At 50.6% G+C, this 24,383-nt stretch carries 24 protein-coding genes and 1 pseudogene; 9 read left to right on the top strand and 16 right to left on the bottom strand.

Translation table 11 applies throughout. The features are described 5' to 3' along the window. Positions 1 to 22: 22 nt before the first annotated feature. On the bottom strand, positions 23 to 928 hold the full coding sequence (gene rdgC / locus ACYQ1O_RS01335) for a recombination-associated protein RdgC (RefSeq protein WP_459989736.1): 906 nt from the start codon (positions 926 to 928) through the stop codon (positions 23 to 25). A gap of 80 nt (positions 929 to 1,008) precedes the next feature. On the opposite strand from rdgC, the gene ACYQ1O_RS01330 reads away from it, so the two are divergent. Both ACYQ1O_RS01330 and yjgA read left to right on the top strand, forming a co-directional pair. Beyond that, positions 1,009 to 1,533: a DNA-deoxyinosine glycosylase gene (locus tag ACYQ1O_RS01330; protein WP_459989734.1), complete on the top strand. Its 525-nt coding sequence runs from the start codon at positions 1,009 to 1,011 to the stop codon at positions 1,531 to 1,533. 58 nt (positions 1,534 to 1,591) lie between these two features. Next, on the top strand, positions 1,592 to 2,203 hold the full coding sequence (gene yjgA, locus ACYQ1O_RS01325; RefSeq protein WP_459989732.1) for a ribosome biogenesis factor YjgA: 612 nt from the start codon (positions 1,592 to 1,594) through the stop codon (positions 2,201 to 2,203). A 51-nt stretch (positions 2,204 to 2,254) separates the two neighbouring features. On the opposite strand, the gene ACYQ1O_RS01320 is transcribed toward yjgA, so the two are convergent. From ACYQ1O_RS01320 to orn, 10 genes and pseudogenes are all read right to left on the bottom strand, one after another. Then, a complete protein-coding gene (locus ACYQ1O_RS01320; RefSeq protein WP_459989730.1) occupies positions 2,255 to 2,578 on the bottom strand; it encodes a DUF4389 domain-containing protein in 324 nt (107 codons plus the stop codon). A 6-nt stretch (positions 2,579 to 2,584) separates the two neighbouring features. Further along, positions 2,585 to 3,610 carry a DUF2333 family protein gene (locus ACYQ1O_RS01315; RefSeq protein ID WP_459989728.1) on the bottom strand — a complete coding sequence of 342 codons (1,026 nt, stop codon included), beginning with the start codon at positions 3,608 to 3,610 and terminating at the stop codon, positions 2,585 to 2,587. A gap of 105 nt (positions 3,611 to 3,715) precedes the next feature. Further along, positions 3,716 to 4,624 carry a tyrosine recombinase XerC gene (gene xerC, locus ACYQ1O_RS01310; RefSeq protein WP_459989726.1) on the bottom strand — a complete coding sequence of 303 codons (909 nt, stop codon included), beginning with the start codon at positions 4,622 to 4,624 and terminating at the stop codon, positions 3,716 to 3,718. A 4-nt stretch (positions 4,625 to 4,628) separates the two neighbouring features. Next, on the bottom strand, positions 4,629 to 5,258 hold the full coding sequence (locus tag ACYQ1O_RS01305; protein WP_459990622.1) for a DUF484 family protein: 630 nt from the start codon (positions 5,256 to 5,258) through the stop codon (positions 4,629 to 4,631). 57 nt (positions 5,259 to 5,315) lie between these two features. After that, a pseudogene (dapF, locus tag ACYQ1O_RS01300) lies at positions 5,316 to 6,134 on the bottom strand (diaminopimelate epimerase); the annotation flags it as partial. Between the two features lie 126 nt (positions 6,135 to 6,260). Further along, entirely contained in the window at positions 6,261 to 8,942 is a 2,682-nt protein-coding gene (locus tag ACYQ1O_RS01295) for a bifunctional acetate--CoA ligase family protein/GNAT family N-acetyltransferase (protein ID WP_459989724.1), read from the bottom strand. 206 nt (positions 8,943 to 9,148) lie between these two features. Next, positions 9,149 to 9,541, bottom strand: coding sequence for a glycine zipper family protein (locus ACYQ1O_RS01290; RefSeq protein WP_459989722.1), 393 nt, complete (start codon positions 9,539 to 9,541; stop codon positions 9,149 to 9,151). A gap of 210 nt (positions 9,542 to 9,751) precedes the next feature. Next, entirely contained in the window at positions 9,752 to 11,026 is a 1,275-nt protein-coding gene (gene serS / locus ACYQ1O_RS01285; RefSeq protein WP_459989721.1) for a serine--tRNA ligase, read from the bottom strand. A gap of 51 nt (positions 11,027 to 11,077) precedes the next feature. Beyond that, positions 11,078 to 11,797, bottom strand: coding sequence for a fluoride efflux transporter CrcB (gene crcB / locus ACYQ1O_RS01280; RefSeq protein WP_459989719.1), 720 nt, complete (start codon positions 11,795 to 11,797; stop codon positions 11,078 to 11,080). Beyond that, entirely contained in the window at positions 11,794 to 12,342 is a 549-nt protein-coding gene (gene orn, locus ACYQ1O_RS01275; RefSeq protein WP_459989718.1) for an oligoribonuclease, read from the bottom strand. The genes crcB and orn overlap by 4 nt, the downstream gene beginning before the upstream one ends. A gap of 93 nt (positions 12,343 to 12,435) precedes the next feature. Here orn and ACYQ1O_RS01270 point away from each other — a divergent pair, with 93 nt between their 5' ends. The 3 genes from ACYQ1O_RS01270 to ACYQ1O_RS01260 are packed head-to-tail and all read left to right on the top strand — an operon-like array spanning position 12,436 to position 15,427. Beyond that, positions 12,436 to 13,686: a M48 family metallopeptidase gene (locus ACYQ1O_RS01270; RefSeq protein ID WP_459990621.1), complete on the top strand. Its 1,251-nt coding sequence runs from the start codon at positions 12,436 to 12,438 to the stop codon at positions 13,684 to 13,686. Continuing rightward, positions 13,686 to 14,573: a ribosome small subunit-dependent GTPase A gene (rsgA, locus tag ACYQ1O_RS01265; RefSeq protein ID WP_459989717.1), complete on the top strand. Its 888-nt coding sequence runs from the start codon at positions 13,686 to 13,688 to the stop codon at positions 14,571 to 14,573. The genes ACYQ1O_RS01270 and rsgA overlap by 1 nt, the downstream gene beginning before the upstream one ends. Before the next feature lie 38 nt (positions 14,574 to 14,611). Further along, on the top strand, positions 14,612 to 15,427 hold the full coding sequence (locus ACYQ1O_RS01260) for a DUF2797 domain-containing protein (RefSeq protein WP_459989714.1): 816 nt from the start codon (positions 14,612 to 14,614) through the stop codon (positions 15,425 to 15,427). A 60-nt stretch (positions 15,428 to 15,487) separates the two neighbouring features. Here ACYQ1O_RS01260 and smbP read toward each other — a convergent pair whose 3' ends face one another. The 5 genes from smbP to ACYQ1O_RS01235 form a co-directional block, all read right to left on the bottom strand. Beyond that, positions 15,488 to 15,823: a small metal-binding protein SmbP gene (gene smbP, locus ACYQ1O_RS01255; protein WP_459989713.1), complete on the bottom strand. Its 336-nt coding sequence runs from the start codon at positions 15,821 to 15,823 to the stop codon at positions 15,488 to 15,490. Positions 15,824 to 16,096: 273 nt separating this feature from the next. After that, entirely contained in the window at positions 16,097 to 17,818 is a 1,722-nt protein-coding gene (locus tag ACYQ1O_RS01250) for a hypothetical protein (RefSeq protein WP_459989711.1), read from the bottom strand. A gap of 125 nt (positions 17,819 to 17,943) precedes the next feature. Next, positions 17,944 to 19,308 carry an adenylosuccinate lyase gene (gene purB / locus ACYQ1O_RS01245; RefSeq protein WP_459989710.1) on the bottom strand — a complete coding sequence of 455 codons (1,365 nt, stop codon included), beginning with the start codon at positions 19,306 to 19,308 and terminating at the stop codon, positions 17,944 to 17,946. A 146-nt stretch (positions 19,309 to 19,454) separates the two neighbouring features. Continuing rightward, positions 19,455 to 21,524, bottom strand: a complete 2,070-nt coding sequence (gene recG / locus ACYQ1O_RS01240) for an ATP-dependent DNA helicase RecG (RefSeq protein ID WP_459989708.1) — start codon at positions 21,522 to 21,524, stop codon at positions 19,455 to 19,457. Between the two features lie 41 nt (positions 21,525 to 21,565). Next, positions 21,566 to 21,967: a RidA family protein gene (locus ACYQ1O_RS01235; RefSeq protein WP_459989707.1), complete on the bottom strand. Its 402-nt coding sequence runs from the start codon at positions 21,965 to 21,967 to the stop codon at positions 21,566 to 21,568. A gap of 144 nt (positions 21,968 to 22,111) precedes the next feature. Between ACYQ1O_RS01235 and coaD the strand changes: the two genes are divergently transcribed. The 4 genes from coaD (at position 22,112) to ACYQ1O_RS01215 (ending at position 24,334) form a co-directional block, all read left to right on the top strand. Beyond that, the gene (gene coaD / locus ACYQ1O_RS01230; protein WP_459990620.1) at positions 22,112 to 22,591 is read left to right on the top strand and encodes a pantetheine-phosphate adenylyltransferase; all 480 of its coding nucleotides are present in this window, start codon (positions 22,112 to 22,114) and stop codon (positions 22,589 to 22,591) included. A 7-nt stretch (positions 22,592 to 22,598) separates the two neighbouring features. Further along, the gene (locus tag ACYQ1O_RS01225; RefSeq protein ID WP_459989705.1) at positions 22,599 to 22,844 is read left to right on the top strand and encodes a YfhL family 4Fe-4S dicluster ferredoxin; all 246 of its coding nucleotides are present in this window, start codon (positions 22,599 to 22,601) and stop codon (positions 22,842 to 22,844) included. A gap of 84 nt (positions 22,845 to 22,928) precedes the next feature. Continuing rightward, the gene (proC, locus tag ACYQ1O_RS01220) at positions 22,929 to 23,756 is read left to right on the top strand and encodes a pyrroline-5-carboxylate reductase (RefSeq protein ID WP_459989703.1); all 828 of its coding nucleotides are present in this window, start codon (positions 22,929 to 22,931) and stop codon (positions 23,754 to 23,756) included. Beyond that, on the top strand, positions 23,756 to 24,334 hold the full coding sequence (locus ACYQ1O_RS01215) for a YggT family protein (RefSeq protein ID WP_459989701.1): 579 nt from the start codon (positions 23,756 to 23,758) through the stop codon (positions 24,332 to 24,334). Before proC ends, ACYQ1O_RS01215 begins: the two co-directional genes overlap by 1 nt. The last annotated feature ends 49 nt before the right edge of the window (positions 24,335 to 24,383 follow it).

Genomic DNA, 24,383 nt, shown 5'->3' with positions numbered 1-24,383 from the left:
GGCTTTTTTTATGCCCTAAGTTTTACGCCAAGTTTTCGCCGCCAAATACTTCCAGTATTCTGGGCAACAAATTGGCAATTTCTTGTGACATGATGGCAAAGTCAGCATCGAAACGCGATGCTTCATCCTCTGCATTCATGTCTGCCAGCTGGTCATTGACCAAGTCCAAAAAGCGTAGGCGTTTGATTGCTAGGCTTTCATCCAAAATAAACGCGATGCGGTCAGCCCAATTGACGGCCAGCTTAATCACTTGCTTGCCTGAATCGAGATGGTTTTTGATTTCCGGTAAAGCCAAATCATGGCGCTTGCAACGGATAATTCCGCCGGCTTCTTCTGGCGAGCGTAGTTCGCATTCATCTTCTATCGTAATATCCGCAGGTGCTGCCTGGTCGGTTAGCCATTGCGTCATGATAAGGCTGGGCTTTTCTATTGTATTCAGTGGTTGCGCAGGTAGTGATCCTAAGCACTTGCGTAAGTGGCTGAGCAGGTCTTCTGAGCTTTTGCTGGATGCGCTATCGACAACAATAAAACCGTTAAGCGTATCGATGTAGGCGTAAGTTTTACGGCTGAAGGCAAATGCTTTGGGCAGTAATTCAAAAATCAACTCATCTTTAACGGCGGTACGTTCTTTTTTGGATAATTTACGGCCTTGTTTTTCTTCCGCATCAAGAATTTTCTCTTGGGTCATTTCGTTGATAACGGCCGAAGGCAAAACTTTCTCTTCTTTTTTGCCACAAAGCATCATAAATCCGTTGCTGCTATGGACTAATTGTCCTGATGAGCTAATAGGCGCAGTCCAGCCAAAAGCAGATTCTTCATGTGCGGTGCAGTGGCGGAAAGCCATTCCAGCCAGTTTTTGCTCAAGCTCTGTTGGTGAGAGTGTAAAGGCTTCGGTGAGACGAAAAATGCTCAGATTTTTAAACCACATACTAAAATTGTTATCCTGTAAGACGAAGGGTCGGCTATTATCGCAAATTTGACAGATTTGAATGGCAGATAATTTTTTCTATGAATGGCATGCAGGCAAATAAGCAAGGTTTTCCGCCTATCGTTTCGGCGAATGTAAATGTGGTTATTTTAGGGACGATGCCGGGGGAGAGATCTTTACAGCAGCAACAGTATTATGCTCACCGCAGAAACGCTTTTTGGCCTATCATGGCTTCGTTATTGGGCTTTGATGAAGGTGCTGGCTACGAAGAGCGCAGGTCTGCTTTGCTACAGGGAGGCGTTGCTGTTTGGGATGTTTTGCACCGCTGTTGCCGTGAGGGTAGCTTGGATAGCAATATTGCAGTGAATACAATACAGCCTAATGACTTTGTTGATTTTTTTGCGAAATACCCTGCCATAAAACACGTGTATTTCAATGGCGGTGTGGCGGAAAAGCTTTTTAAGAAGTATGTGTTGCCCAATTTGGAGGCCACAAGTTCCCTGCTTTACCTGAGGTTGCCATCAACAAGTCCAGCTTATGCCGCGATGAGTTTGCTTGAAAAGCAACACGTATGGCGGGCAGCTCTGCCGATTATGGTAAAGTAGCCGCCTTTTCCTTTTATTTAACCCGATTAAAGCCGTTTCCTTTCACATTACGTACATTATGATTGAAGAATACCCCTACGATGACGAAGAAGAGTTTGATGATGAAGTCGAATACTACGCTGTAAGGCCCAATAAGACCAAAATAAAAAAAGACATTACTGCGCTTTTTAATATGGGTATTGAAATGTCCGCCTTATCGCAAAGTAATTTAAGGCAGCTGGGTTTGCCGGAAGAATTGCACGAGGCAATCTCGCAAGTAGGGGGGATGGGTCAAAATAGCGCCAGGAAGCGATTGTTAAAATTTATTGCAGCCAGAATGCATAAGCTGGATGCTGAGATTTTAGAGGTTATCACTGAAAAACTGGCCCGGATAAAAAACAAAAGTGCCCATGCGGTAAGGGAGCATCATATTGCCGAGCGTTGGCGTGACCGTTTGATTGCTGAAGACAACGATGCTTTAACAGATTTTCTATATGAATATCCTGAAGCAGATAGGCAGCATTTAAGGCAGTTGCTGAGAAATATCCAAAAAGAAAGCCAAAATGGCAATCCGCCCAAATCGGCGCGGTTGCTATACCGTTATCTAAAAGAATTGCTTAATCAAGAAGAGGATGACGAGGAAACGCTGCTTGATGATGGGCAGGATGTTGGCGAGGATGAAGACGAATAAGGTACCTGGAGGTGCTCAAGCCCATGTAAATGGGCTTGCAGCAATGATGCCTTAGTCTGCTTTGCGGATAGTGGTATTGCTTTCCGGTACTTGTAAGTCGGCAGTTAAATTCCAATCTGAAAACGGGAACGGCAAGGTTTCGGTGTTGAACGTCATGAACAACAAAATATGGTAGGTGTAAACCGATAGGCTGCGGGCAAAATTAAGGATGTTTTCGTTAGGTTTGCCGGTTACCAATGCCGATGCGACTTGAATAAAGATCACCGCCCATAGCAGCATTCTTACCAATCCGCCAATTGCTGAAAATATCAGCATAAAGAAAATACGTTTCCATGTGCTGACTTGCGTCAGGTTAAAATTAATTTGTTCATCCATTCGCTATTAGCCTCTGTTCATGATGTCGCGCAAGTCAAGCGCGGCGGCGTTGGCACGGGCAATATAGTTAGCCATTGTCAACGAATAGTTAGCAAAAATGCCGTAACCATCGCCGTTTAAGATCATCGGGCTGGTAATCGGTTGTAAAGCGTTTTCCATTGCTTTAATCATGATGTCAACGGTGCGCATGGCGCGTTTGTCGAGCAGGATGTCTTCGAAGTCATATTTGATGGCGCGAAGGATATGCAATAAAGCCCAGCTGGCACCACGCGCTTCGTAGAATACGTCGTCAATTTCCAGCCAAGATATTTTTGGCAAAGGCGTGCCTTGTTTTTCCGCCAATTCACGCTCCACTTCCGTAAGGCCAGGGCCTAAGTTGGAGCCTGAGCTGTTGGCTGCCAAACGGGTAGACAAACCGCCTAGCCGCTTAATGACAACTTCCGTGTATTGCCATAGATTGTCGGCGCGTGAATAAAACTGCGCACGTTTGACTTCGCCGCCATAGTTTTGCAGCCGCGACATGTATTTGTGCAGGGCTTCAACACCCTTTTGGTATTCGGCTTCGGTAGAAGGCAATGCCCAAGAATCGTTCTCGAAGTAGAAATAAGGTTCGGCAATCGCCAAGTCGGGGTCTTCTGCCGATTGTGATTGGTCTCTGGCGAAATGGTTTCTGAGCGCAGATGTGGCATCACGCAACATGACCAATGCGCCGTATTCCCAATTGGGTACGTTGTCCAAGAAAACGCCTGGAGGGCCTACGTCGTTGGTGATGTAGCCACCGGGCTTGTGCAAGAGGGTTTCGGCGATATGTGCCAGCGTGTTGGTGTAAACATAGCCAACGGGGATGTTGTCGGAGGAGTGGGTTTCTTTGGCGCGTATCTGCGCTTCATCGACAATGTTAAATTGGCCGGGTTCGCTACCCCACCATGCACCTAAAACGATCAGGATAACCATTACGATGGTAATAAAGACACCAAAGACCCAGAGGATGCCTTTAGATTTTACGTCGTCCAGGGATTCGTTTGCCGCCATTTCCGGTATCCTTTATTTGTTTGCAAAAAACAGGTAACTTTTATTTTTTTGAATATAAAACATAGTAGCAGGTTTTGCAGTTTTTTGCCCATTTTGGGGCAAGGCTTAAAGCGATTTTTTTTTGGCTCTGGGATGGGCCTTATCGTAGACCGCAGCCAAGTGGTTAAAATCCAAATGGGTGTAAATTTGAGTCGTGCCAATGTTGCTATGCCCAAGCAATTCTTGCACCGCGCGCAAATCTTGGCTGGATTCCAGCAAATGGCTGGCAAACGAATGCCTGAGCATATGCGGGTGGATATGTTCAGGAATGCCCTTTTTTTTACACCATAAATCCAGGCGCAATTGGATGCTGCGTTGGCCCAGGCGCTTGCCCTGTTTAGAGACAAATACTGCCGGCTCATCTGGTTGCGCTACGGTTTGCCGGTAAGGCAGCCATTTTTCAAGCGCGGCGATTGCCTTTTTTCCTATTGGCAAAATTCTTGATTTGCCGCCTTTGCCGTTAACGACCCGCAACGACTGGTCGCGTATGTCCAGTTCCGTCAAATCCAAGCCCGCCAGCTCGCTTAAGCGCAAGCCTGAGGAATAGAACAGCTCAAACATGCATAAGTCACGGATTTCTAAAACCGAATCGGTTGCCGCATCGAGCAGGCCGTTGATCTGGTCGACATCCAAGGTATTGGGCAGTTTTCGTGCTTGCTTGGGGGCTTTGACGTGTTGGGCGGGATTTAGTGTGACGAGGCCGTTTTTTAACAGATAGTTGTAGAAACTGCGCGTTGCCGATAATTCCCGTTGCAGGCTTTTGCTGCTGAGGCCGTTACGGTGGCGTAAGGCGATATGGCTGCGTAGGTCATGATTTTGTAGCTCATGCCAATCTTGCAGATTTTTATGCTGGCAATAGCCGCGTAGCTGATTAAGGTCGCGGCGGTAATTGCTGACTGTGTGTGCCGAAGCCCGTTTTTGGCTGCTGAGCTGTTCTAAAAAATCGGCAAGTTGGGCTTCGGCCTTGGGAGACATGGGTTTATTTTAAAAAGGACACCAAGCGTGTGGCGATAATTTCTGCCATTTGCGTCAAAAACAGATTGCCCATGCTGTAGTGGAAGCGTTCTGCTTCGCGGCTGCCAATTCCTAAAATTCCTTCAAATTCAGTAAATGACATGGGGACGATGGCGCAAGACCGGACGGCCAAAGCGGCATCGCCAAACAATTCCCGCGCTTGTTCTAAAGTAGGTTTGCCGCAGCTGGGTTGGTTGCTGGCCATTTCTTTTAGGAAAGGTCTCAGCTGTTCGCTGCCGGGTTTGATGAACACGTTGGGTAGGTTATCGTCAACAGCGTCGCGGACAATGCGGATGGCGACAAAATCGGTCAAAAAGTAATCCGCCAAGACAATTTCAATGTGGGCAATGGCCTGTTCCAAACTATCGGCATCCAATAAAGCCAAGGTGAGTTTGTGCATGCGGTTAAACGAGGCATCGTTGTCTTTGGCGATGTCGATCAGCGATGTCAGTTGGTTTTCCAATTCGTGATGTCGGCTGCGGAAAATCTCCAATTGTTTGGCGATTAACGAGACGGCATTGCCGCTCGGATGCGGAATGCTGATTTTTTCCAATAGGCTTAAATGGCTGTTGAAAAACTCAGGGTTTTGCAGCAAATAATCTTCTACATCGGCTTCGTCCAATCCAGCGGCAGATGGCTCGCCATCGACATGGATACGGCCTTCAAATACTGATACCGCAGGGCCGGTCATCAGAACGGGTTCGCCCCGACCTTGCCAAGTAATGTGTAGGTGTCCGCCCGGCAATTCCACATCGACCGTGTTGTCCAGCAGGTTTTGTTCGATGCCGATGACGACCGCTGCACAAGCACCGCTGCCGCAGGCTAAGGTTTCGGCTGCGCCGCGTTCGTAAACGCGCAGTTTGATGTGGTTGCGGTCAATCACTTGCATAAAGCCGATGTTGGCGCGTTCAGGGAAGAGCGGGTGGCTTTCCAAGGCTTTGCCCAAATCGGCGACATGCGCGGTTTTGATGTCGTGTACTTGGATGACCGCGTGCGGGTTGCCCATTGAAACGGCACCAAACGCACGTTCAGTGTCATTGACGTTGACGGTGTAAAAGCGCGATTCCTGTTCGGCAAGCAGTGGGATTTCGGTGGGTTTATGGCGTGGAATGCCCATGTTGACGGTGACTAAATTGTCATCGGTAAAGCTGAGCAGTAATTGCCCGGAATCGGTATCAACACGGATTTTGTTTTTGCCAGTCAGTTGCTTGTCCCGCACGAAGCGGGCAAAGCAGCGCGCGCCATTGCCGCATTGCGCGACTTCGCTGCCATCGGCGTTAAAGATGCGGTATTTAAAATCGGCATTTTCGCTTTGCGGTGGCTCCACCATGAGCAGCTGGTCAAAACCGATGCCAAAGTTGCGGTTGGCGAGCTGGCGGATTTGTTCGGGGCTGAGTGTGATCGTTTGCTGGGTGGCATCAATGACCATGAAGTCATTGCCAAGGCCGTGCATTTTGGTGAAGTTAATCATTGGCGGTCGGTTTAGGGCGGCAGGTGGCAAAAAGATGTGTAGGGCAAGTTTAATCTAATCTGGAGAATATGTGCAGGCTTGCCGCTTTTTTTGGCACAAAAATCGCTTTTTATGTGCTGCCCGCCCTTATTCGTGCAAGTTTTTGCTGACTTGCACCGCATCGGCGTTGTTGGCTGGTGTGCCTATGCTGAAGCCGAGTTTTTCCAGGAGCGCCAACATGCAGTGGTTGGCGGTCAGCACTTCGCCTTCCAGTCGGCTTAGGCCTTTGTCTTTGGCGGTTTGCAGGAGCGTTGCCATTAATCGCGTGCCAATGCCTAAGCCTTGGCAGTCGTCCGCCACCACCAAAGCAAAATCTGCCGAACGTCCGTCGGGATTTATCATGTAGCGTCCGACGCCCAATTCCTTGGGGAGATGTTGGTCTTCGCTGACGGCGACGAACGCCATTTCACGGTCATAATCAATTTGTGTGAAACGCACCAGCATATCCGGCGTTAAGGCTTGCAAGGCTTGGCGGAAACGGAAAAATTTGCTGCGTTCCGATAAGCGGCTGATAAATTCGTTTTCCATGACCGCATCTTCAGGACGGATCGGGCGGATGGTGATGTTCTTGCCATTGGGCAGTTGCAGTTGACGGCACAGTTCATGCGGATAGGGGTGGATCGCCATGTGGGTGTAGCGGCTCAGCTGGCGTGGCGTTTGCACTTTGATGCGGGCGTCGACTGCGATGACGCTGTGTTCATCAACAATCAGCGGGTTGATGTCCAGCTCCAGCACTTCGGGCAATTCGCTGACCAATGCCGATACTTTAAGAAGCGTATCAACCACGGCGCTAAGGTTGGCAGGCGGCAAATTGCGGAATGCGCCCAAGTATTTTGCCGCCTTGGTTTTGGCGATCATCTGTTCCGCCATGTAAGCGTTCAGCGGCGGAATGGCTATCGCCGTATCTTTTAGGATTTCCACCAACGTGCCGCCTAGGCCAACGCTGATCGCCGGCCCAAAGACGGGGTCCCTGACCACGCCAATCATCAGCTCCCGTCCGCTGGCGGGTTTCACCATCGCTTCCACCGTCATGCCCACTTCGTGGATGTCGGGGTGTTTGTTTTTGATGGCGTTTTCCAGTTCGGTAAAGTGCCTTGAAACCTCTTGTACGCTTGGGATGTTCAGGCGCACGCCACCGATGTCGGATTTGTGGCTGAACTCCGGCATGTTGATTTTTAGCACGACCGGAAACCCCAAGGTTTCGGCGGCGATCATGGCGTCTTTGGCGTTGGCGACTTTAACGGTGGCATTCACCGGAATATGGAAAGCGGCAAGGATGGCTTTGGCTTCTTGCGCGGTTAGCACGTCGCGGCCTTCTGACAAAATGCGTTCGATAATCAGCCGTGCGCCGCTGGTGTCGGGCGCGGCGGGCGCATCGGCAGGTGAGGGGATTTGTTTCAGCAAGATTTGGTTGCGGGCATAGCTTGCCAAAAAAGCAAAGGCATCGACTGCCGTTTCCGGCGTGTTGAAATGGGCAACACGGCTATCGGCAAACAGCAGGCGGCCTTCCTGCACTTTGGCGCCGCCCGTCCAGGCTGCCAATACCGGTTTCTGGCTGGTTTTGGCACCGTCTATCATAAATTGCGCCACTTCGGTGGGATTGGTCATGGCTTGCGGCGTCAAAATCACCAGTACGCCATCAATGTTGTCATCTGCCAAACACACGGATAAGGCTTGTTGGTAGCGTTCGGAGGTGGCATCACCCAGGATGTCAATCGGGTTGGCGTGCGACCAATGGGGCGGCAGTACGGCGTTAAGTGCTGCGAGGCTGGTGGCGCTAATATCCGCCATTTTTATGCCAACATCTTCGGCGCGGTCGGTACACATGACGCCGGGGCCGCCGGCATTGGTAATGATCGCCAAGCGGTCTTCGCTGAGCGTGTAGTTGTTGGCGAGTACCCGCGCGGCGGCGAACAGTTCGGCTATGCTGTAAACCCTGACCACGCCCGCGCGTTCTATCGCCGCGTTAAAGACAGAGTCGCCGCCGACCATTGCGCCGGTATGTGACATGGCGGCTTTGCTGCCCGCTTCGTGGCGGCCCGATTTGATGAGGATGACCGGTTTCAGACGCGCTGCCGCTTTTAAGCCGCTTAAGAAACGGCGGGCGTCGCGAATACCTTCCACATACATCAAAATGCCGGTGGTGTGGGTGTCGGTCGCGAGATAATCCAAGACTTCACCGAAATCAATGTCTGCCGCGCCGCCCATTGATACGACGGTGGAAAAGCCAATGTCCTGCGCTTTCGCCCAATCCAAAATTGCCGTGCAGACCGCGCCTGATTGCGATAACAAGGCTAAGTTTCCGTCTTTGATGATGCCATCGCCAAACGTGGCGTTCAGCAAACCGCTAGGTCGGGCGACACCCAAACAATTGGGGCCGATGACGCGGATGCTGTAGCGGTGGGCAATATCCAGCACGTCTTGCAACAGGCGTTTGCCCGGCTCACCCAGTTCGGCAAAGCCCGCGCTGATGACAATCACCGCCTGGACGCCTTTGTCGCCGCATTGGCGCATAATGCCCGGCACCGTCGGGGCGGGTGTGGCAATCACCACCAAATCCAGGTCTTCAGGTACGGAGAGTACATCAGGGTAGGCTTTTAAGCCCAGCAACTGCTCGCGTTTGTGATTGATGGGGAACAGGTTGCCCGCAAACCCCGCTTCTTGCATGTTCAGCAATAAGCGATAACCGACGCTGTCAATGCGTTCGGATGCGCCAACAATAGCAACGCTGCGTGGGGTGAAAAAGCGGCTTAAATAATGTGGGCCCATGGCTGCTCCTTAATAAAAACAATTTTAATAAGGTTAGCATTATTAGGGTAATTAAGACGTTAAATTATGGCGACAGGCTAGGTTTTGGGGGGCTGTCCGGTTGGCAGGGAAAATTTAGCCAATAAAAAAGCTCAGGCGTTAAAGCGCCTAAGCTTCGTTTGTTTCAGCCTTGCAAAATAGTTTGGCAAGGCTGGATTGTCTAGCTGTTAGCGATTAACAACGGTATGGCCGCGCTGGCGCATACAGTTTTTGAAGGCTCGTTTAAAGTCTTCGTTGGCTTGATAGCCTTCCCACAATCCCGCTGGGATAGCCAAGATAGAGCCTACCGCCGCGCCTGTTGCCGCACTGCCTGCAACGGCTCCTACTGCTGCGCCACCTGCCGCACCGGTAACCGCGCCCACGCCTGCACCCATGGCGACTTCTTTGGTAAGGTCAGATGCTTGTTCCGCCAAAGATTTACATTCAACCATATCGCGTTGGGCTGTTTCTGGGTGTTGATCCATACGCGGGTCGATAATCGGATGCCAGCCGCTCATAGAGGCGCAACCGGTTGCCAATGTGGAAACCAACAACAGGGTTGATAACGTATCCTTTTTCATAGTGTTCTCCAAAAACGTAATATTTTAATCGTGATAAACACGTCCTTCTAGCAGATTCTTTATCAAACAAAAACTTGGCTGCAATTGCTGAAGGATTTTGTGTTCAAGTGAATTGATTTTTGTGATGCTGCCATTTCAGTAGACCAGAATGGCAGCGTAAAGGTTTTAACCTTAAGTTAGCCCAACGGAACACGTCGGGCGTAAAGATTACTAACCGATGCGGGTCAAACCGCCCATATAAGGCAGCAAAGCCTCAGGAATGCGGATGCTTCCGTCAGCCTCTTGGTAGTTTTCCATAATGGCAATCAGCGTGCGGCCTACCGCCAGGCCAGAACCGTTGAGGGTATGTGCCAATTCCGGTTTGCCCGTTTCAGGGTTGCGCCAGCGCGCTTGCAAGCGGCGGGCTTGGAAATCTTTGAAATTACTGCACGAAGAAATTTCCCGATAAGTATTTTGGCTAGGCAGCCAGACTTCCAAATCGTAAGTTTTGTTAGATGAAAAGCCGGTGTCGCCCGCGCACAGCAACATGCGGCGGTAGGGGAGGTTAAGTTTTTCTAAAATAATTTCCGCGTGACGGGTCAATTCTTCGTGCGCTTGTTCGGAATCTTCCGGCTTGACGATTTGCACGATTTCGACTTTTTCAAACTGATGTTGGCGGATCATGCCGCGCACGTCGCGTCCGTAAGCGCCGGCTTCACTACGGAAACATGGGCTATGGCAAGCGAATTTCAGCGGCAAGTCTTTGGCGTCGATAATCACATCCCTGACGATGTTGGTAACCGGCACTTCGGCAGTTGGGATTAAATACAATGCTGGATCGAAATTGGTTTTGAACAAATCCGCTTCAAATTTTGGCAATTGCCCGGTGCCGCGCAAGCTGTCGGCGTTGACCAAAAACGGCACATAGGTTTCGTTGTAGCCGTGTTCGGCAGTATGCGTGTCCAACATCAGTTGGATCAACGCACGCTGCATTTTTGCCAAAGCCCCTGTCAGCACCACAAAACGGCTGCCAGCGATTTTTGCACCGAGTTCAAAATCCATGCCTTTGAGCTTTTCGCCTAATTCAACGTGATCTTTCGGATCAAAAGCAAAGCTTGGCGCATCGCCCCAGCGGCTGATTTCCACGTTGAATTCTTCGCTTTTGCCATCCGGCACGGAAGCATCGAGAATATTAGGGATGCCCGCCATGATCGCATCCATCGCCGTTTGGATGTCCGTCAATTCGGTTTCGGCGGCTTTTAACGCATCGCCCAAATGCTGCACTTGGTCGAGCAACGGTTGCACATCTTCGCCTTTGGCTTTGGCTTGACCAATGGCTTTGGAACGGCTGTTGCGCTCGTTTTGCAGCTCTTGGGTTTTAACTTGGATGTCTTTACGGCGTGATTCCAAGGCGGAATAAGCGTCAGCATCGAAAGCAAAATTGCGGCGGTCCAGTTGTTGTTTGACGAACTCAAGTTCGGTTCTGAATAAGCGGGGGTCTAGCATGGTGGTGGTTTACCTTGGTTTGTAGCCTTAGGGGTTTGATAAATGTTTGTGTTAAAGGTTTGTCTGCCAATCAAAAGCTGCCAACTGTTTGCCCGTCAAATAGCCAAGCCATAAAACCAACAGGCAAATCACGGTATTGCCTGCCAATGCCAGCAGAATGGCATTGCTTAAGCTAGCATCCGGTGTCTGTTCCAACGCATGTAAGACCATGTACAAGCCCGATAGCGTCAAAAAACTGCCGCATAAAATCAAGGCCAGTGTCAGTTGGTGGGCTAGCGAGAGCTGTGTTTTTTGCAAGAGCAGTGTCATTACCACGGCCATCAGGAATGCGCCAATGGCGTTCATCAGCCACAAACTGTAGGGCAGAGCATCGCTGCTGGTTGGCGTAGCATTTGCCAAGCCTTTGCCGGACAACAAGCCCAGCCAAACGGCCAACAGGCAAACGCCGACGCTGACCAAGATGTTCAGCAGTGCTTTGCCGGTGTTGCCTTGTTGCAGCAAATAAACCGTATCTAACGAGAAGGTCGAAAACGTGGTGAATGCGCCAATAAAACCGACCAAAATGGCGGCACGGTATTCCATGCTAAAAGCCACGCGGTTCAGGATTAAGGCTTCGGTCAGCAAGCCCAGCAAAAACGAGCCGATGATGTTGACAGTTAATGTGCCGTAAGGAAAACCTTTGCCCAGCCATTGGTTGATGCCGTTGGCGACTAAAAAGCGCAATACCGCGCCACATGAGCCGCCTAAGGCAACGGCAAACACTTGGTTCATGGCAGTTTGAGGAAATGTTCCCGGTAATAACGCAATTCTTCGATGGACTCGATAATGTCGTCCAAGGCCTGATGTTTGGCTTGTTTGCTAAAACCGTCTTTGATGGCAGGCGCCCAACGCGCTGCCAGTTCTTTCAACGTGGAAACATCCAAATTGCGGTAATGGAAAAAGGCTTCCAGTTCAGGCATGTAACGGTTTAGAAAGCGGCGGTCTTGACCAATGCTGTTGCCGCACATGGGCGAAGCCCTTTCGGGCAGCCATTGCTTTAGGAATTCAAGGGTCAGGCGTTCGCCTTCGGCTTCGCTGATGGTGGAAGCTTTGACGCGCTCGATCAGGCCGGATTGCCCGTGGTGTTTTTGGTTCCAATCATCCATGCCCGCCAATAATGCGTCGGATTGGTGGATGGCAAACACCGGGCCTTGGGCAAGGATGTTTAAGTCCTTGTCGGTAACAATGGTTGCCATTTCGATGATGCGGTCGGTTTCGGGGTTAAGTCCGGTCATTTCCAAATCAACCCAGATCAGATGCTGAACGCCTTGTGACATTGCTTTATTCCGTTATATTAATGAGATGTCGATTAGTGTAGCATTGGCTAATTGCTAAGACTAACCCTTAAAATCTGGCTATTCTAACTTATGATGAACACCTTTACTTTTATCTTTTTAATTGCTTTAACTGTTTCTACTTCCGTGCATTATTGGTTGGCCAAACGCCAAGGCGATTATGTCGCCAAACACCGGAATGCAGTGCCTGACGCCTTTAAAAGCAAAGTGTCATTAGAGGCGCACCAAAAAGCCGCCGATTACACTTTAGCCAAAGGCAAATTGGGTCATATTGACGATATTGTCAGCTTGGTGATGTTGTTGCTGTTAACGTTGGGCGGCGTTATCAATGCCACTTTTGAGTTTTGGGCAGCGGCAGTCTCTTCGCCATTGTGGGCGGGCGTATTGGCAACAGCCAGCATCTTTCTGATCTTAACGGTGGTGGAATTGCCTAGCAGCTATTACCAAACTTTTGTCATCGAAGAAAAATTTGGCTTTAACAAAAGTTCGGTCAACCAATTTATTAAAGACCATTTAATGCAAACAGCTTTAGGCGCGGTGGTGGGTTTACCGTTATTGGCCTTGATTTTATGGGTGATGGACAGCGTCGGCAGCTTTTGGTGGCTGTGGGCGTGGGCGATTTTGATGGGCTTCTCGTTGCTGATGAGCTGGTTGTACCCGACCGTCATCGCGCCGTTGTTCAATAAATTTACCCCGATGGAAGAAGGTTCGTTAAAAAGCCGTATCCAAGGTTTGCTGGAACGTTGTGGCTTTAGTAGCCAAGGCATTTTCATCATGGACGGTTCCAAACGTTCCGGTCATGGCAACGCCTATTTCACAGGCCTTGGCAACAACAAGCGCATCGTGTTTTTCGACAACTTGGTCAACTCCTTGGATGAAGAAGAATTGGAAGCGGTGTTGGCGCACGAACTCGGCCACTTTAAGCGCAAACACGTGATTAAAATGTTGATCGCCACTTCCATCACCAGCTTAATCAGCTTGGCGGTGTTAGGTTGGTTGATTAATCAGCCTTGGTTCTTTACCGGCTTGGGCGTGGCGCAGCCTTCCAACGCGGCGGCCTTGTTGCTATTTACCTTGGTGTCATCGTCGTTCACGTTCTTTATGCAACCGATCACCGCCTACTTCCAGCGCAAATTTGAGTTTGAGGCCGACGATTTCGCCGCCAATAACGCCCAAGCCAGCAAAATGATTAGCGGTTTGGTGAAGTTGTATGAAGAAAACGCCAGCACCTTAACGCCAGACCCGCTGTATTCCGCCTTCCATTACAGCCACCCACCCGCTGCGGTCAGGATTGCCCATCTGGAAACCAAGTTGCAAAGTGCCTGATGGCTGCTTTGCTGGAAGGCTTGGTGGTCGCCCACTTGGGGCAAGGGATTGCCGTCGAGGCGGGCGATAAAACTATTCTCTGCCAAACGCTACGTAAACTCGACACGGTAGCGGTTGGCGATAAGGTGCTTTGGTCGCAATCTTCGCCCGACCAAGGCCGCATTGAACAAATCCTGCCGCGCCGCTCGCTGTTGTCGCGCCCGTCCAGAAACGAAAAAACCCGACCGGTTGCCGCCAATATCGATACGGTGTTTGTGGTGTTTGCAGTCGAGCCTTTTTGTGACTTTCTGCTGATGGATCAGTACTTGGCGGTCTGCGAAAACCGCGACATCAACGCCGCTTTGGTACTTAATAAAACCGACTTGCCCCCCTCGGACAGCATCGAACAAGAATTGCTCGGCTACCAACAATTGGGTTATCCGCTCTACCGTGTTAGCGCCACTGCTGCCGCTGGTTTGGATACCCTAAAAGCGGCGCTGAAAGATCAGGTCAGCATTTTTTCCGGTCAATCCGGTGTCGGCAAATCTTCATTGACCAACGCGCTCATCCCCGATAAAGACTTAAAAACCAACGCCATTTCCGCTACCACCAAACTGGGCAGGCACACCACCACTGCCGCCACTTTGTACCATCTGGCAGAAGGCGGGGATTTGATCGACAGCCCTGGCGTGGCTATTTTTGGCTTGGCAGGTTTGACGGAAGCGCAGCTGGCCTACGGCTACCGCGAGTTCCAGCCTTTGCTGGACGAATGCCAATTCAATAATTGCCGCCATGTGCTGGACAAAGGTTGCGCGGTGCGGGCGGCGGCGGAAACCGGTGCGATTGCCATGAGCCGCTATCAGCGATTTTTAAAGCTGAGGGAAAAAATGCCGCTGGCGAATCCGTAAGCGGTTTTTCTGCCCTGTGATTTTTATACGAGACATTTATGCAAGGACAACTCACCAAAATGCGCGCGACACTGGGCAATCCCGTCCAGTACGAATTATTGCTCGGCGAGCAAAGCATTGCCCTTAACCCTCTGGTCGGTCAGCCCATCCAGTTTAAATTTACCGGTAAGCTAACTTGCGTTCATTGCCAACGGGTGATGAAAAAAAGCTTTAACCAAGGCTATTGCTACCCGTGCTTCATTTCCTTGGCGCAATGCGATATGTGCATTATGAAGCCGGAAACTTGTCATTACGAGGCTGGCACTTGCCGGGAACCTGCGTGGGGAGAAGCATTTTGTTATCAACCGCATATTGTCTATTTGGCGAATTCCAGCGGCATTAAAGTGGGCATCACCCGGCAAACCCAAGTGCCGACGCGTTGGCTGGATCAAGGCGCGGTGCAGGCCTTGCCGATTTTAAAAGTGTTGTCGCGGCATGTGTCGGGGTTGGCGGAGGTGGCGTTTGCCAAGCATGTCAGCGATAAGACCAGCTGGCAGCAGATGTTGAAAGCACAAGCTGCTCTCGTCGATTTGTTGGCAACGCGTGATGCGTTGTTTAAGTTGTGCGAAAGCGAGTTGGCGGTCATCCGCGAGCGTTTTGGTGCCGATGCCATGCAGTTATTGCCTGATGAACAGCCGTTGGCTATAAGCTACCCAGTGGATAATTACCCGCTGAAAGTGAAGTCGTTTAACTTGGATAAGTCGCCGGAAGTGGCGGGGGTGTTGCACGGCATTAAAGGCCAATATTTGCTATTGGATACCGGCGTCATCAATATCCGCAAATACAGCGGTTATGAGTTGGTGTGGGGCGGTTGATTTTTAAGCAAAAAACGGGCGGATAAATCCGCCCGTTGCTGTTTTTAAAGCCTGTTTTCTTTATTTATTAGCAGCTTTTAAATGTTCAACCGCTTCTTCAGCGGGTTTGGTCGCCATCTCGGCATGGCCTAAAGTGCCGTGGTCGATGGCTTCTTGCAAGGATTTGGAAGCCGCTTCCACATGGGTTTTCACTTGGCCTTTGGTGGTGATGGCGGCGGCTAAAGTATCTTCCAAGGCGGCTTTGGCATGCTCGACTAAAATAGGCGCATGCCCCATTTTGCCGTGTACGACGGCTTCTTTTGCGTGTTCTAAAGCAGATTTGACGCTTTCGTCGGCAAATGCGCCTGCGCTAAAGCTGAGTGCCAAAGCGGTGATAAGGATTGCTAATTTGTTCATCGTTCTCTCCAAATAAAACGTTTTGTTTTAGGGGTCGAAACCAAAATTCATTGCTTATTTAAGTTTGCCAAACTGTGCTTGGCTTTGTCTGGGATCGACATCGGTGTTCTTGATTCGCCATCCTGTTTTTGTGGAGGCGGCTTATATCATGTTGAAATTTAAAATAATTCAACCGCTTCTTAGGCTTGCCTAAGCCAAGCATAAGCAAGCCTGAGTATATCCGCAAAAACAAACTTGGCAACGTCCCCCAATAAAAATGTCGGCACGATAGGATTAGTGGTTGCCAATAATCCGGTAAGCTTCTAAAAATGCTTTGCCAGTCGATGGCGTTACCGAAGCAATGTAAACGGTGTTGCTGTAGAACAAAGGCCTGGATTGTTGCCGTCCTGTGCCTTGCAGGGTTTGTTTGATCTGTAACTGCCCGTCTTTAACGCGAACCCCATACAGCGTGCCTTGCTGACCAATATCGACAATCCATATCGTGGCATCGCCTTCGGCGTTTTGTGTCAGCGTGGGAGTGGACGGGTGGCTTCTAAAGGTGGTTAAAGCTTCGGGACTCTTGGCATCAGGGAATTGCCAAAAGCGTTTGAATTTAGGCACGCCATTTTCTTCGGTGATTTTTAGTGCAACTAAACCCGCAGGGTGGCTTTTGTCGGGCATAAAGGTTGACACGATAACCACCGCTTCGCCGTCAATCATGGTGTGTTGTGGTTCGGTGACAATCATGCCCATCCAGGTTCTGGAGCAGCCATCGGTTTTGGTGCCGCACAGTTCGGCAATTTGCAGGCGGTCGTACTGTTTGCCCAAATGGTTGGCGTCGATCAGATAAACGCCACCGTCCTTACCGGCTTGTACCAACAAGTCTTTGCCATTCGCTAAAGTGATTTTGACCGGCGTGTTGGCACCTAAGTCAAAGTCCAGCCAAGCAATACATTCCCAAAAATCTTTATCATCACATTCGCCGTCAGCCGGTTTGATGGGGGCATTGCCTTGCGCCAAGCGCGGGATGAACAGGTTGCTGCAAGAGCTGATGCATGCTTCATCGGGTTGCTTGGGATTGAAGTTTTTGCATAAATCAAGGTCGCAGCCATCGGTAAATTGCAGCCCTGGCTTAACTTTTAGCACCGAGTTGGCGTAATCGTGGCGGGCAATGTCCACTTGTCCGTTACCGGTGGGTATAAAAATTTCGGCGTCGTTTTTACCCGACGGCACAACGGCAATACCTGTGGGTGACCAGATGCCACCGCCGCAAATCATCTCTTGCGTGCCGTATTCCATTTTAGAAGGGCAATCGGCTTCTGGCGTGACTAATAAAATATTGCTGATGGCTTGTTTAACGCCATGTTGCTGCCAAGCATCCAAGTCGACCTCAAACAGCCAGCCGTGAAACGGTTGTACGTCACCCGAACTGCCAAAGCCCGCATACACTTTACCTAAGTTGGCGCCCGCGGGTTTAAAGTGCTTAAGTTCGGCATGGGAAAACGCCGTTTTAGTATTGAAAGTCACTTTGCCTTTGCCATCGGAAGCCGTTTGTTCGGCATTAATTTCCAACATTGGCAGGCCTGGATCAAGCTGGTGGCGGTTAAGGTCAATCACTGCCATACGGTGGCTGGTACGGACAGCTTGTTCTAAGCATTGATAAAGCACGACCAGTTTGTCGCCGATCATGACGGGGGTGGAAATCAATTGCACTTCTCCACCTTGCGGAGCGGGCAACATTAATTGCCAATCGGTTTGCCCTGTATTGGCATCCAGTGCGGCAATTAGGCCATTGGCAACGGACACAATCACCCGCGCCTTATCCTTACCGACATGGATAAGCGACGATGCGATAATGCTGGTAGGGAAGCTGCTGGCGGGTTGTTGTGGCGTGGGGAAGAGTTTAAGCGTCTGCAACGGCTCAGTTGTTGTTTTGTGGTTTAACGATGGGCTGCAAGCGGATAGGCCAAAAGATAAGCTGGCGATAACAACAAAAGTACGGGCAAAAAGGTTCATTGAATGTGGAAAAACGGGTTGGTTTAAGACCGCATAGGGTTCTATGCGGTCATGACAAGCTGCGAAGAGGTTGCGCTAGCACGAGAAACTGTCAACAAGAGTGTGGATGTTTGACAAAAGTTCAGCTAGAGATTTTTCGCCAATTGTTCAGCGTAGCCCGTGTAGTTGCGTGGCGACAGCGCCAACAATGCGGCTTTGGCTTCGGCAGGGATGTCCAGATTGTTGATAAACACCTGCATTTGCTCAGGCGTGATGCGATGCCCGCGTGTCAGTTCTTTCAGTTTTTCATAGGGTTTTTCAATACCATAACGGCGCATGACCGTTTGAATCGGTTCAGCCAGCACTTCCCAGTTGGCGTTCAAATCCGCTTCCAAAGCATCGGCATTCAACTGCAATTTCGAAATGCCTTTCAACGACGCTTGAATGGCGATGCTGGTATGGGCAATGCCGACACCGATATTGCGTAACACAGTCGAATCGGTCAAATCGCGTTGCCAACGGGAAACAGGTAATTTTTCCGCCAAAAAGCCGAACAGTGCGTTCGCCAAGCCCAAATTGCCTTCGGAGTTTTCAAAATCAATCGGATTGACTTTATGCGGCATGGTCGATGATCCGACTTCGCCAACGATGGTTTTTTGTTTGAAATAGCCCAAGGAAATGTAGCCCCAGACATCGCGGTCAAAATCCAACAAAATGGTGTTGAAGCGCGACAAAGCATGGAAAAATTCGGCGATGTAATCGTGCGGTTCGATTTGGATGGTGTAAGGGTTAAACGTCAAACCCAACGATTCCACAAAATTTTGTGCAAATGCCGCCCAATCAACATCGGGATAAGCCACGCTATGGGCATTGTAATTGCCGACCGCGCCATTGATTTTTCCCAACAGCTCAACCGCTTGTAATTGCTTTAATTGGCGTTGCATACGAGCAGCGACATTCGCAAACTCTTTGCCGACGGTAGTCGGTGTGGCGGATTGCCCGTGAGTACGCGCCAGCATCGGTTGGTCAGCCGTATCGGTAGCTATGGTTTTGATCGCGCTAATGCAGTCAGAGATTTGCGCGGCGATAATCTCGCGACCTGCTTTCAGCATCAGCGCATAAGACAAGTTGTTGATGTCTTCAGATGTGCAAGCAAAATGGATAAATTCACTGACTTGCTCCAATTCGGCGCAACCAGCGATTTTTTCTTTCAACAAATATTCCACGGCTTTGACATCGTGGTTGGTGGTGCGCTCGATGTCTTTGACGCGTTGGGCATCGGCTTCGGAAAAATTGTCGATGATGCCGTCGAGCAAGGCATTGGCGGCTTCGCTAAATGGTGCGACTTCGCTAATCAGCGGCTGTTTTGCCAGGGCTTGCAGCCAGCGCACTTCCACTTCAACGCGGTAACGGATCAAACCGTATTCGCTAAACACGGGGCGTAACAGGTTGACTTTGTCGGCATAGCGACCGTCGATGGGGGAAATGGCGGTGAGGGAAAAATGACTCATTGTTGATCCAAGGCTAAGTTTTTATCGTGTTATAAACGGATATCCCAAGTGGATACCTCGGCTATTAATCGGCGAATTATACGTGTTTTGTTGCCGTATTTACCGCTTGCTTTTAAAGAAGTTGGCAAAAAATTTCCGCTGCCGGTTTAAACCTCGGCATAACTTCCCCCTGAACCTAGCCAGCGTTCGGTGAGAGCCTCCACCGCTTCGGGGTGTGCGCGTACAATTTGGTCGCCAATGGCGTGGACGCTGTCCAACAGTTCGGCATCGCGTTGCAAATCGGCGATTTTAAATTGCAATTGCCCGGTTTGCCGGGTTCCCATCACTTCGCCCGGGCCGCGCAGTGCCAAGTCTTTTTCGGCGATCACAAAGCCGTCGTTGCTGTCGCGCAAAATGCCCAGCCGTTGTTTGGCGTTTTCGGATAAGGGTGCTTGGTAGAGCAACAGGCAATAACTGTCGCCCACGCCGCGACCAACCCGTCCGCGCAATTGGTGCAATTGCGACAGCCCAAGGCGTTCGGGGTTTTCAATAATCATCAGCCCTGCGTTGGGTACGTCTACGCCCACTTCGATGACGGTGGTGGCGACCAGCAAGTCGGTGTGGTGGTGTTTGAATGCCTGCATGGCGGCCTCTTTATCAGCTGCTTTCATCCGTCCGTGGATAAGGCCGATGCGGATGTTGGGCAAAGCCAATTGCAAGTTTTCGGCGGTTTGTTCGGCGGCTTCGCATTGCAAGGTTTCCGACTCCTCAATCAATGTGCAAACCCAGTAGGCTTGGCGGCCTTTGCCAACCCAGCCGTTAATGCGGGCAATCACATCATCGCGGCGTTCGGCGGGGATCACGCTGGTGACGACCGGTGTCCGCCCTGGAGGCAGTTCGTCGATAATGGACACATCCAAATCGGCGTATTGCAGCATGGCAAGGGTGCGCGGAATGGGGGTGGCGGTCATCACCAATTGGTGGGGCTTGAGGCCGGGCAGGGCTTTCTCGCGCAATGCCAAACGCTGGTGGACGCCGAAGCGGTGCTGTTCGTCGATGATGACCAAGCCAAGTTTATGGAAGCTTACGCTGTCTTGGAACAAGGCATGGGTGCCAATGATGATGCCTGCCGATCCGTCCGCCAGCGCTTGCAAAAGCGATTGTCTGGCTTTGCCTTTCGATTGCCCGGTAAGAAACGCGATTTGCACAGCAAAACCGGCAAACCAAGCGCTGAAATTACGCAAATGTTGCTCCGCCAGCAATTCGGTCGGCGCCATGATGGCGACTTGGTAGCCCGCCTGCAACGCCAGCAAGGCGGCAAAGGCGGCGACCACGGTCTTGCCGGAGCCAACATCGCCCTGTACCAAGCGCAGCATGGGTTGCGGTTGGGCGCAATCGGCGGCGATTTCGTCCATTACCCGCTGTTGTGCGTCGGTCAGTTGAAAAGGCAGGCTACGCAAGAAATGCTGGCTGGCACTGGGGTCGTTGCTAAAAACAGGTGCTTGCCAAGCTTTGGCTTGCCGCTTGGCTTGGCTGAGTTTGAGGTGATGGGCGAGCAGCTCTTCCAATGCCAAGCGTTTTAAAGCAGGCAAGTCGCCATTTTCCAAACTGGCTAAGGCGATGCTGGCGTCGGGCGCATGTAAAGTTTGCAAGGCATCATACAAGCTGGGGTAGCGATGCTGGTTGCGTACGCTGTCGGGTAGCCAATCGGTCAAGTCTTGTTGGCATAAAGGCAAGGCTTGTTGCAGGGCTTTGCGCAACAGGTTTTGGCTGACGCCCTCGGTGAGCGGGTAGACAGGCGTTAAGCGCGTTTCAGGATTGAAATGGTCAGGATTGGTGATGACATGGTATTCAGGATGCGCCATTTCCAGTTCGGCATAACCATAACGGACTTCGGCAAAACAGGCGATCCACGTGCCGGGTTTCAGCTGGTTAAGTTGGTGCGCGCTAAAGTGGAAGAACCGTAACGAGATGGCACCGCTATTGTCGCGGATGCGGCAAATCAGGCTGCTGCGGTTACGTGGCAAGACATCGACAAATTCCACTTGCCCAAGCACTAAGGCCGACATACCGGCAGCCAATGCGCCGATAGGATAGGTGCGGGTGCGGTCTTGGTAGCGGTTGGGCAGGTGGAACAATAAATCTTGAATGCGGCGGATGCCTAGCTTTTCCAACCGGTTGGCGGTTTGTGCGCCGATGCCTTTCAGATGGGCGACCGGTTGGTTTAAAGGGTTCATGGCTTAAGTCCGGCAATCGGCCTTTGTTAATGCCAAGCTGCTTAGGCTGGGTAAGGCTGTGGCGGCAATTGCATAATGGCATCCATTTCTACGGCTGCGCCTTTGGGCAATGCTGCTACGCCAATCGCGGCACGGGCAGGGTAGGGTTCTGTAAAATATTGCCCCATAATTTCGTTAACCACCGGAAAATGCACTAAATCGGTCAGGAACACGTTGAGTTTCACTACATCCGACAAATCGCCACCAGCGGCTTGCGCCACCGCTTTTAAATTGTCGAACACTTGGGTGATTTGTGCGGCAATATCGCCTTCCACTAGCGTCATGGTGGCGGGTACAAGCGGGATTTGTCCGGACAGATAAACGGTTTGCCCGACTTTAACGGCTTGTGAATACGTGCCAATCGCTTGGGGTGCGTTGGGGGTTTGGATAATTTCTTTTGACATTGGTAAGCCTTTTGATAGGGATGTGACGGAAGCGGGTTTCAGCTAGGCCGGTACAGTACGGGCAGTGGCACAAAATACGGTATAATCGCACCTATTGACAACCTTAGCCCCGGTTTGGATACCGGGATTGAACCATTATACATGATGCCCATAATCGCAATTTATCCAGGTACGTTTGATCCGGTGACTAATGGTCATTTGGATTTGATCGCGCGCGCGTCCAAATTGTACGACCAAGTGATCGTCGCAGTGGCGGTTAACCGAGGGAAAAACCCTTTGTTTACGCTCCATGAGCGAGTCGAATTGGCAAAAGCCGTCACCCAAGGCTTTCAAAACGTGCAAGTTATCGGTTTTGACAACTTATTGGTCGATTGTGCCAAGCAATGGGGCGCACACGTGATTTTGCGTGGCTTGCGGGCGGTTTCCGATTTTGAATACGAATTTCAATTGGCGGGTATGAACCGCCGTTTGGCACCGGAGTTGGAGACAGTGTTTTTAACGCCTGCCGAACAATATGAATTTATCTCTTCGAGCATGATCCGCGAAATAGCCCAGCTCAATGGCGATGTCTCCAGTTTTGTGCCGGATTTGGTTCGGCAGCGTTTGCTTGACAAATTTAAGTAGGTGAAAAATGTCCCTTGTTATTTATGACGAATGTATCAATTGTGATGTCTGCGAGCCGGAATGCCCCAATGGCGCCATTTCGCAAGGCGAAGACATTTATGTGATAGACCCCGCCTTGTGTACCGAATGCATAGGCCATCACGATACCCCGCAATGTGTGGAGGTGTGTCCGGTGGAATGTATAGAAAAAGACCCCAAGCACCCTGAAGATCATGAAACCTTGTATCAGAAATATTTGCGCTTAACGCAATAATACGTCCTTGCTTGTCGGTACACGATTTGTCTGGTACAAATCCTGTTTTCCCGAACACCAGCCTAACATTTCACTTTAACCTTCATGAACACACATAAAATTGGATTTATTGGCGGCGGCAATATGGCGCGTAGTCTATTGAGCGGCCTGATTGCCAGCGGTCACGCGCCGGATTTGTTATGGGTATCGGATGTGAATGCCGATGCGTTGGCAGCTTTGGCGGATGAGCTTAAGGTCAACGTCAGTACCGACAATGAAGCGGTGGTTAGTGCGGTCGATGTCGTGGTGCTGGCGGTAAAGCCACAAATGATGGATAGCGTCGCCCAACAAGTTGCAGCGGTGGTTGCCCAGCGCCAGCCTTTGGTCGTCTCTATCGCTGCCGGCATCAGCCAAAACAGTCTTCGCCTATGGCTAGGCGAGCAAACTGCCATCGTCCGTTGTATGCCCAATACGCCTGCTTTGGTGTTGACCGGGGCGACCGCCTTGCATGCCAACTCTCAGGTGAACGCTGCCCAACGCGATTTGGCGGAAAATATCCTGCGTTCGGTAGGGATTGCTTTATGGGTGGAGGATGAAAGCCAATTGGATGCCGTTACCGCCGTTTCCGGCAGTGGTCCAGCATACTTTTTCTTGCTGATGGAAGCGATGGAAAAAACGGCTGTCGATTTGGGATTACAGGCCGATACGGCCCGTTTATTGGTGTTGCAGACGGCCTTAGGCGCTGCCAAGATTGCTTTCGAATCGCCCGAATCGCCTGGGCAATTGCGGCAACGCGTCACCTCGCCAGGTGGCACCACCCAGCAAGCGATCAGCACTTTCCAACAAGGCGGTTTTGCCGAATTGGTGGATAAGGCGTTACATGCGGCAAGAGACCGATCCATCGAAATGTCCAAACCAAAGGAAACCCATTAATGAATGCCAATTATTTGACCGATCCGATCATCCTTATCATCGATACAGTCGCGTCACTGTATATTTTGGCGGTACTGCTGCGTTTTTTGCTGCAATGGTGCGGTGCGCCTTATAACAATCCTATTTCGCAGTTTTTGGTGAAAATTACCCATCCTCCTCTGCGTTTATTACGCCGGTTTGTACCCTCGGTTGGCAAAATCGACACATCATCGTTAGTGTTGATGATGATTTTGCAAATGTTCGCCAACTTTTGTATTTTGTTGCTGAAGGGCTATAGCTTAAATGTTGGCGCGCTTACCTTATTATCAATGGCGGATTTGGTCACATTACTCATCAACGTGTTCATTTTCGCGGTGTTTGCCAGGGCTTTGCTGACGTGGATAAATCCTGGTTCCTATGATGCCGCCAGCTCTATTTTGGCAAGCCTGACCGAACCTTTGCTGGATTTGTGCCGCCGCATGATTCCTGATCTTGGCGGCTTTGATTTGTCGCCGATGCTGGCCTTGTTGTTTTTGCAATTGGCAAAAATGTTGCTTTTGCCACCGCTGCATGAATTGGCTAACTTGCTGGGATTCTGATAGCTTACCTATCTGGCGATTTTATATGGCGTTACCAGAAGCTATTGAT

Source organism: Methylosoma difficile, assembly GCF_054657615.1.
The sequence above is the reverse complement of the archived record's forward strand: the minus strand, read 5'-3'. Positions and strand labels throughout refer to the sequence as shown.

Bases quoted from the DNA above. Each gene is read 5' to 3' on its own strand.
- ACYQ1O_RS01260 (WP_459989714.1), top strand. From the start codon at position 14,612: ATGCAAGGACAACTCACCAAAATGCGCGCGACACTGGGCAATCCCGTC.
- serS (WP_459989721.1), bottom strand. From the start codon at position 11,026: ATGCTAGACCCCCGCTTATTCAGAACCGAACTTGAGTTCGTCAAACAA.
- ACYQ1O_RS01315 (WP_459989728.1), bottom strand. From the start codon at position 3,610: ATGGCGGCAAACGAATCCCTGGACGACGTAAAATCTAAAGGCATCCTC.
- rdgC (WP_459989736.1), bottom strand. From the start codon at position 928: ATGTGGTTTAAAAATCTGAGCATTTTTCGTCTCACCGAAGCCTTTACA.
- ACYQ1O_RS01290 (WP_459989722.1), bottom strand. From the start codon at position 9,541: ATGAAAAAGGATACGTTATCAACCCTGTTGTTGGTTTCCACATTGGCA.
- ACYQ1O_RS01225 (WP_459989705.1), top strand. From the start codon at position 22,599: ATGTCCCTTGTTATTTATGACGAATGTATCAATTGTGATGTCTGCGAG.
- purB (WP_459989710.1), bottom strand. From the start codon at position 19,308: ATGAGTCATTTTTCCCTCACCGCCATTTCCCCCATCGACGGTCGCTAT.
- ACYQ1O_RS01330 (WP_459989734.1), top strand. From the start codon at position 1,009: ATGAATGGCATGCAGGCAAATAAGCAAGGTTTTCCGCCTATCGTTTCG.
- crcB (WP_459989719.1), bottom strand. From the start codon at position 11,797: ATGAACCAAGTGTTTGCCGTTGCCTTAGGCGGCTCATGTGGCGCGGTA.
- orn (WP_459989718.1), bottom strand. From the start codon at position 12,342: ATGTCACAAGGCGTTCAGCATCTGATCTGGGTTGATTTGGAAATGACC.
- ACYQ1O_RS01235 (WP_459989707.1), bottom strand. From the start codon at position 21,967: ATGTCAAAAGAAATTATCCAAACCCCCAACGCACCCCAAGCGATTGGC.
- proC (WP_459989703.1), top strand. From the start codon at position 22,929: ATGAACACACATAAAATTGGATTTATTGGCGGCGGCAATATGGCGCGT.
- rsgA (WP_459989717.1), top strand. From the start codon at position 13,686: ATGGCTGCTTTGCTGGAAGGCTTGGTGGTCGCCCACTTGGGGCAAGGG.
- ACYQ1O_RS01320 (WP_459989730.1), bottom strand. From the start codon at position 2,578: ATGGATGAACAAATTAATTTTAACCTGACGCAAGTCAGCACATGGAAA.
- smbP (WP_459989713.1), bottom strand. From the start codon at position 15,823: ATGAACAAATTAGCAATCCTTATCACCGCTTTGGCACTCAGCTTTAGC.
- xerC (WP_459989726.1), bottom strand. From the start codon at position 4,624: ATGTCTCCCAAGGCCGAAGCCCAACTTGCCGATTTTTTAGAACAGCTC.
- ACYQ1O_RS01295 (WP_459989724.1), bottom strand. From the start codon at position 8,942: ATGGGCCCACATTATTTAAGCCGCTTTTTCACCCCACGCAGCGTTGCT.
- yjgA (WP_459989732.1), top strand. From the start codon at position 1,592: ATGATTGAAGAATACCCCTACGATGACGAAGAAGAGTTTGATGATGAA.
- recG (WP_459989708.1), bottom strand. From the start codon at position 21,524: ATGAACCCTTTAAACCAACCGGTCGCCCATCTGAAAGGCATCGGCGCA.
- coaD (WP_459990620.1), top strand. From the start codon at position 22,112: ATGCCCATAATCGCAATTTATCCAGGTACGTTTGATCCGGTGACTAAT.
- ACYQ1O_RS01270 (WP_459990621.1), top strand. From the start codon at position 12,436: ATGAACACCTTTACTTTTATCTTTTTAATTGCTTTAACTGTTTCTACT.
- ACYQ1O_RS01215 (WP_459989701.1), top strand. From the start codon at position 23,756: ATGAATGCCAATTATTTGACCGATCCGATCATCCTTATCATCGATACA.
- ACYQ1O_RS01250 (WP_459989711.1), bottom strand. From the start codon at position 17,818: ATGAACCTTTTTGCCCGTACTTTTGTTGTTATCGCCAGCTTATCTTTT.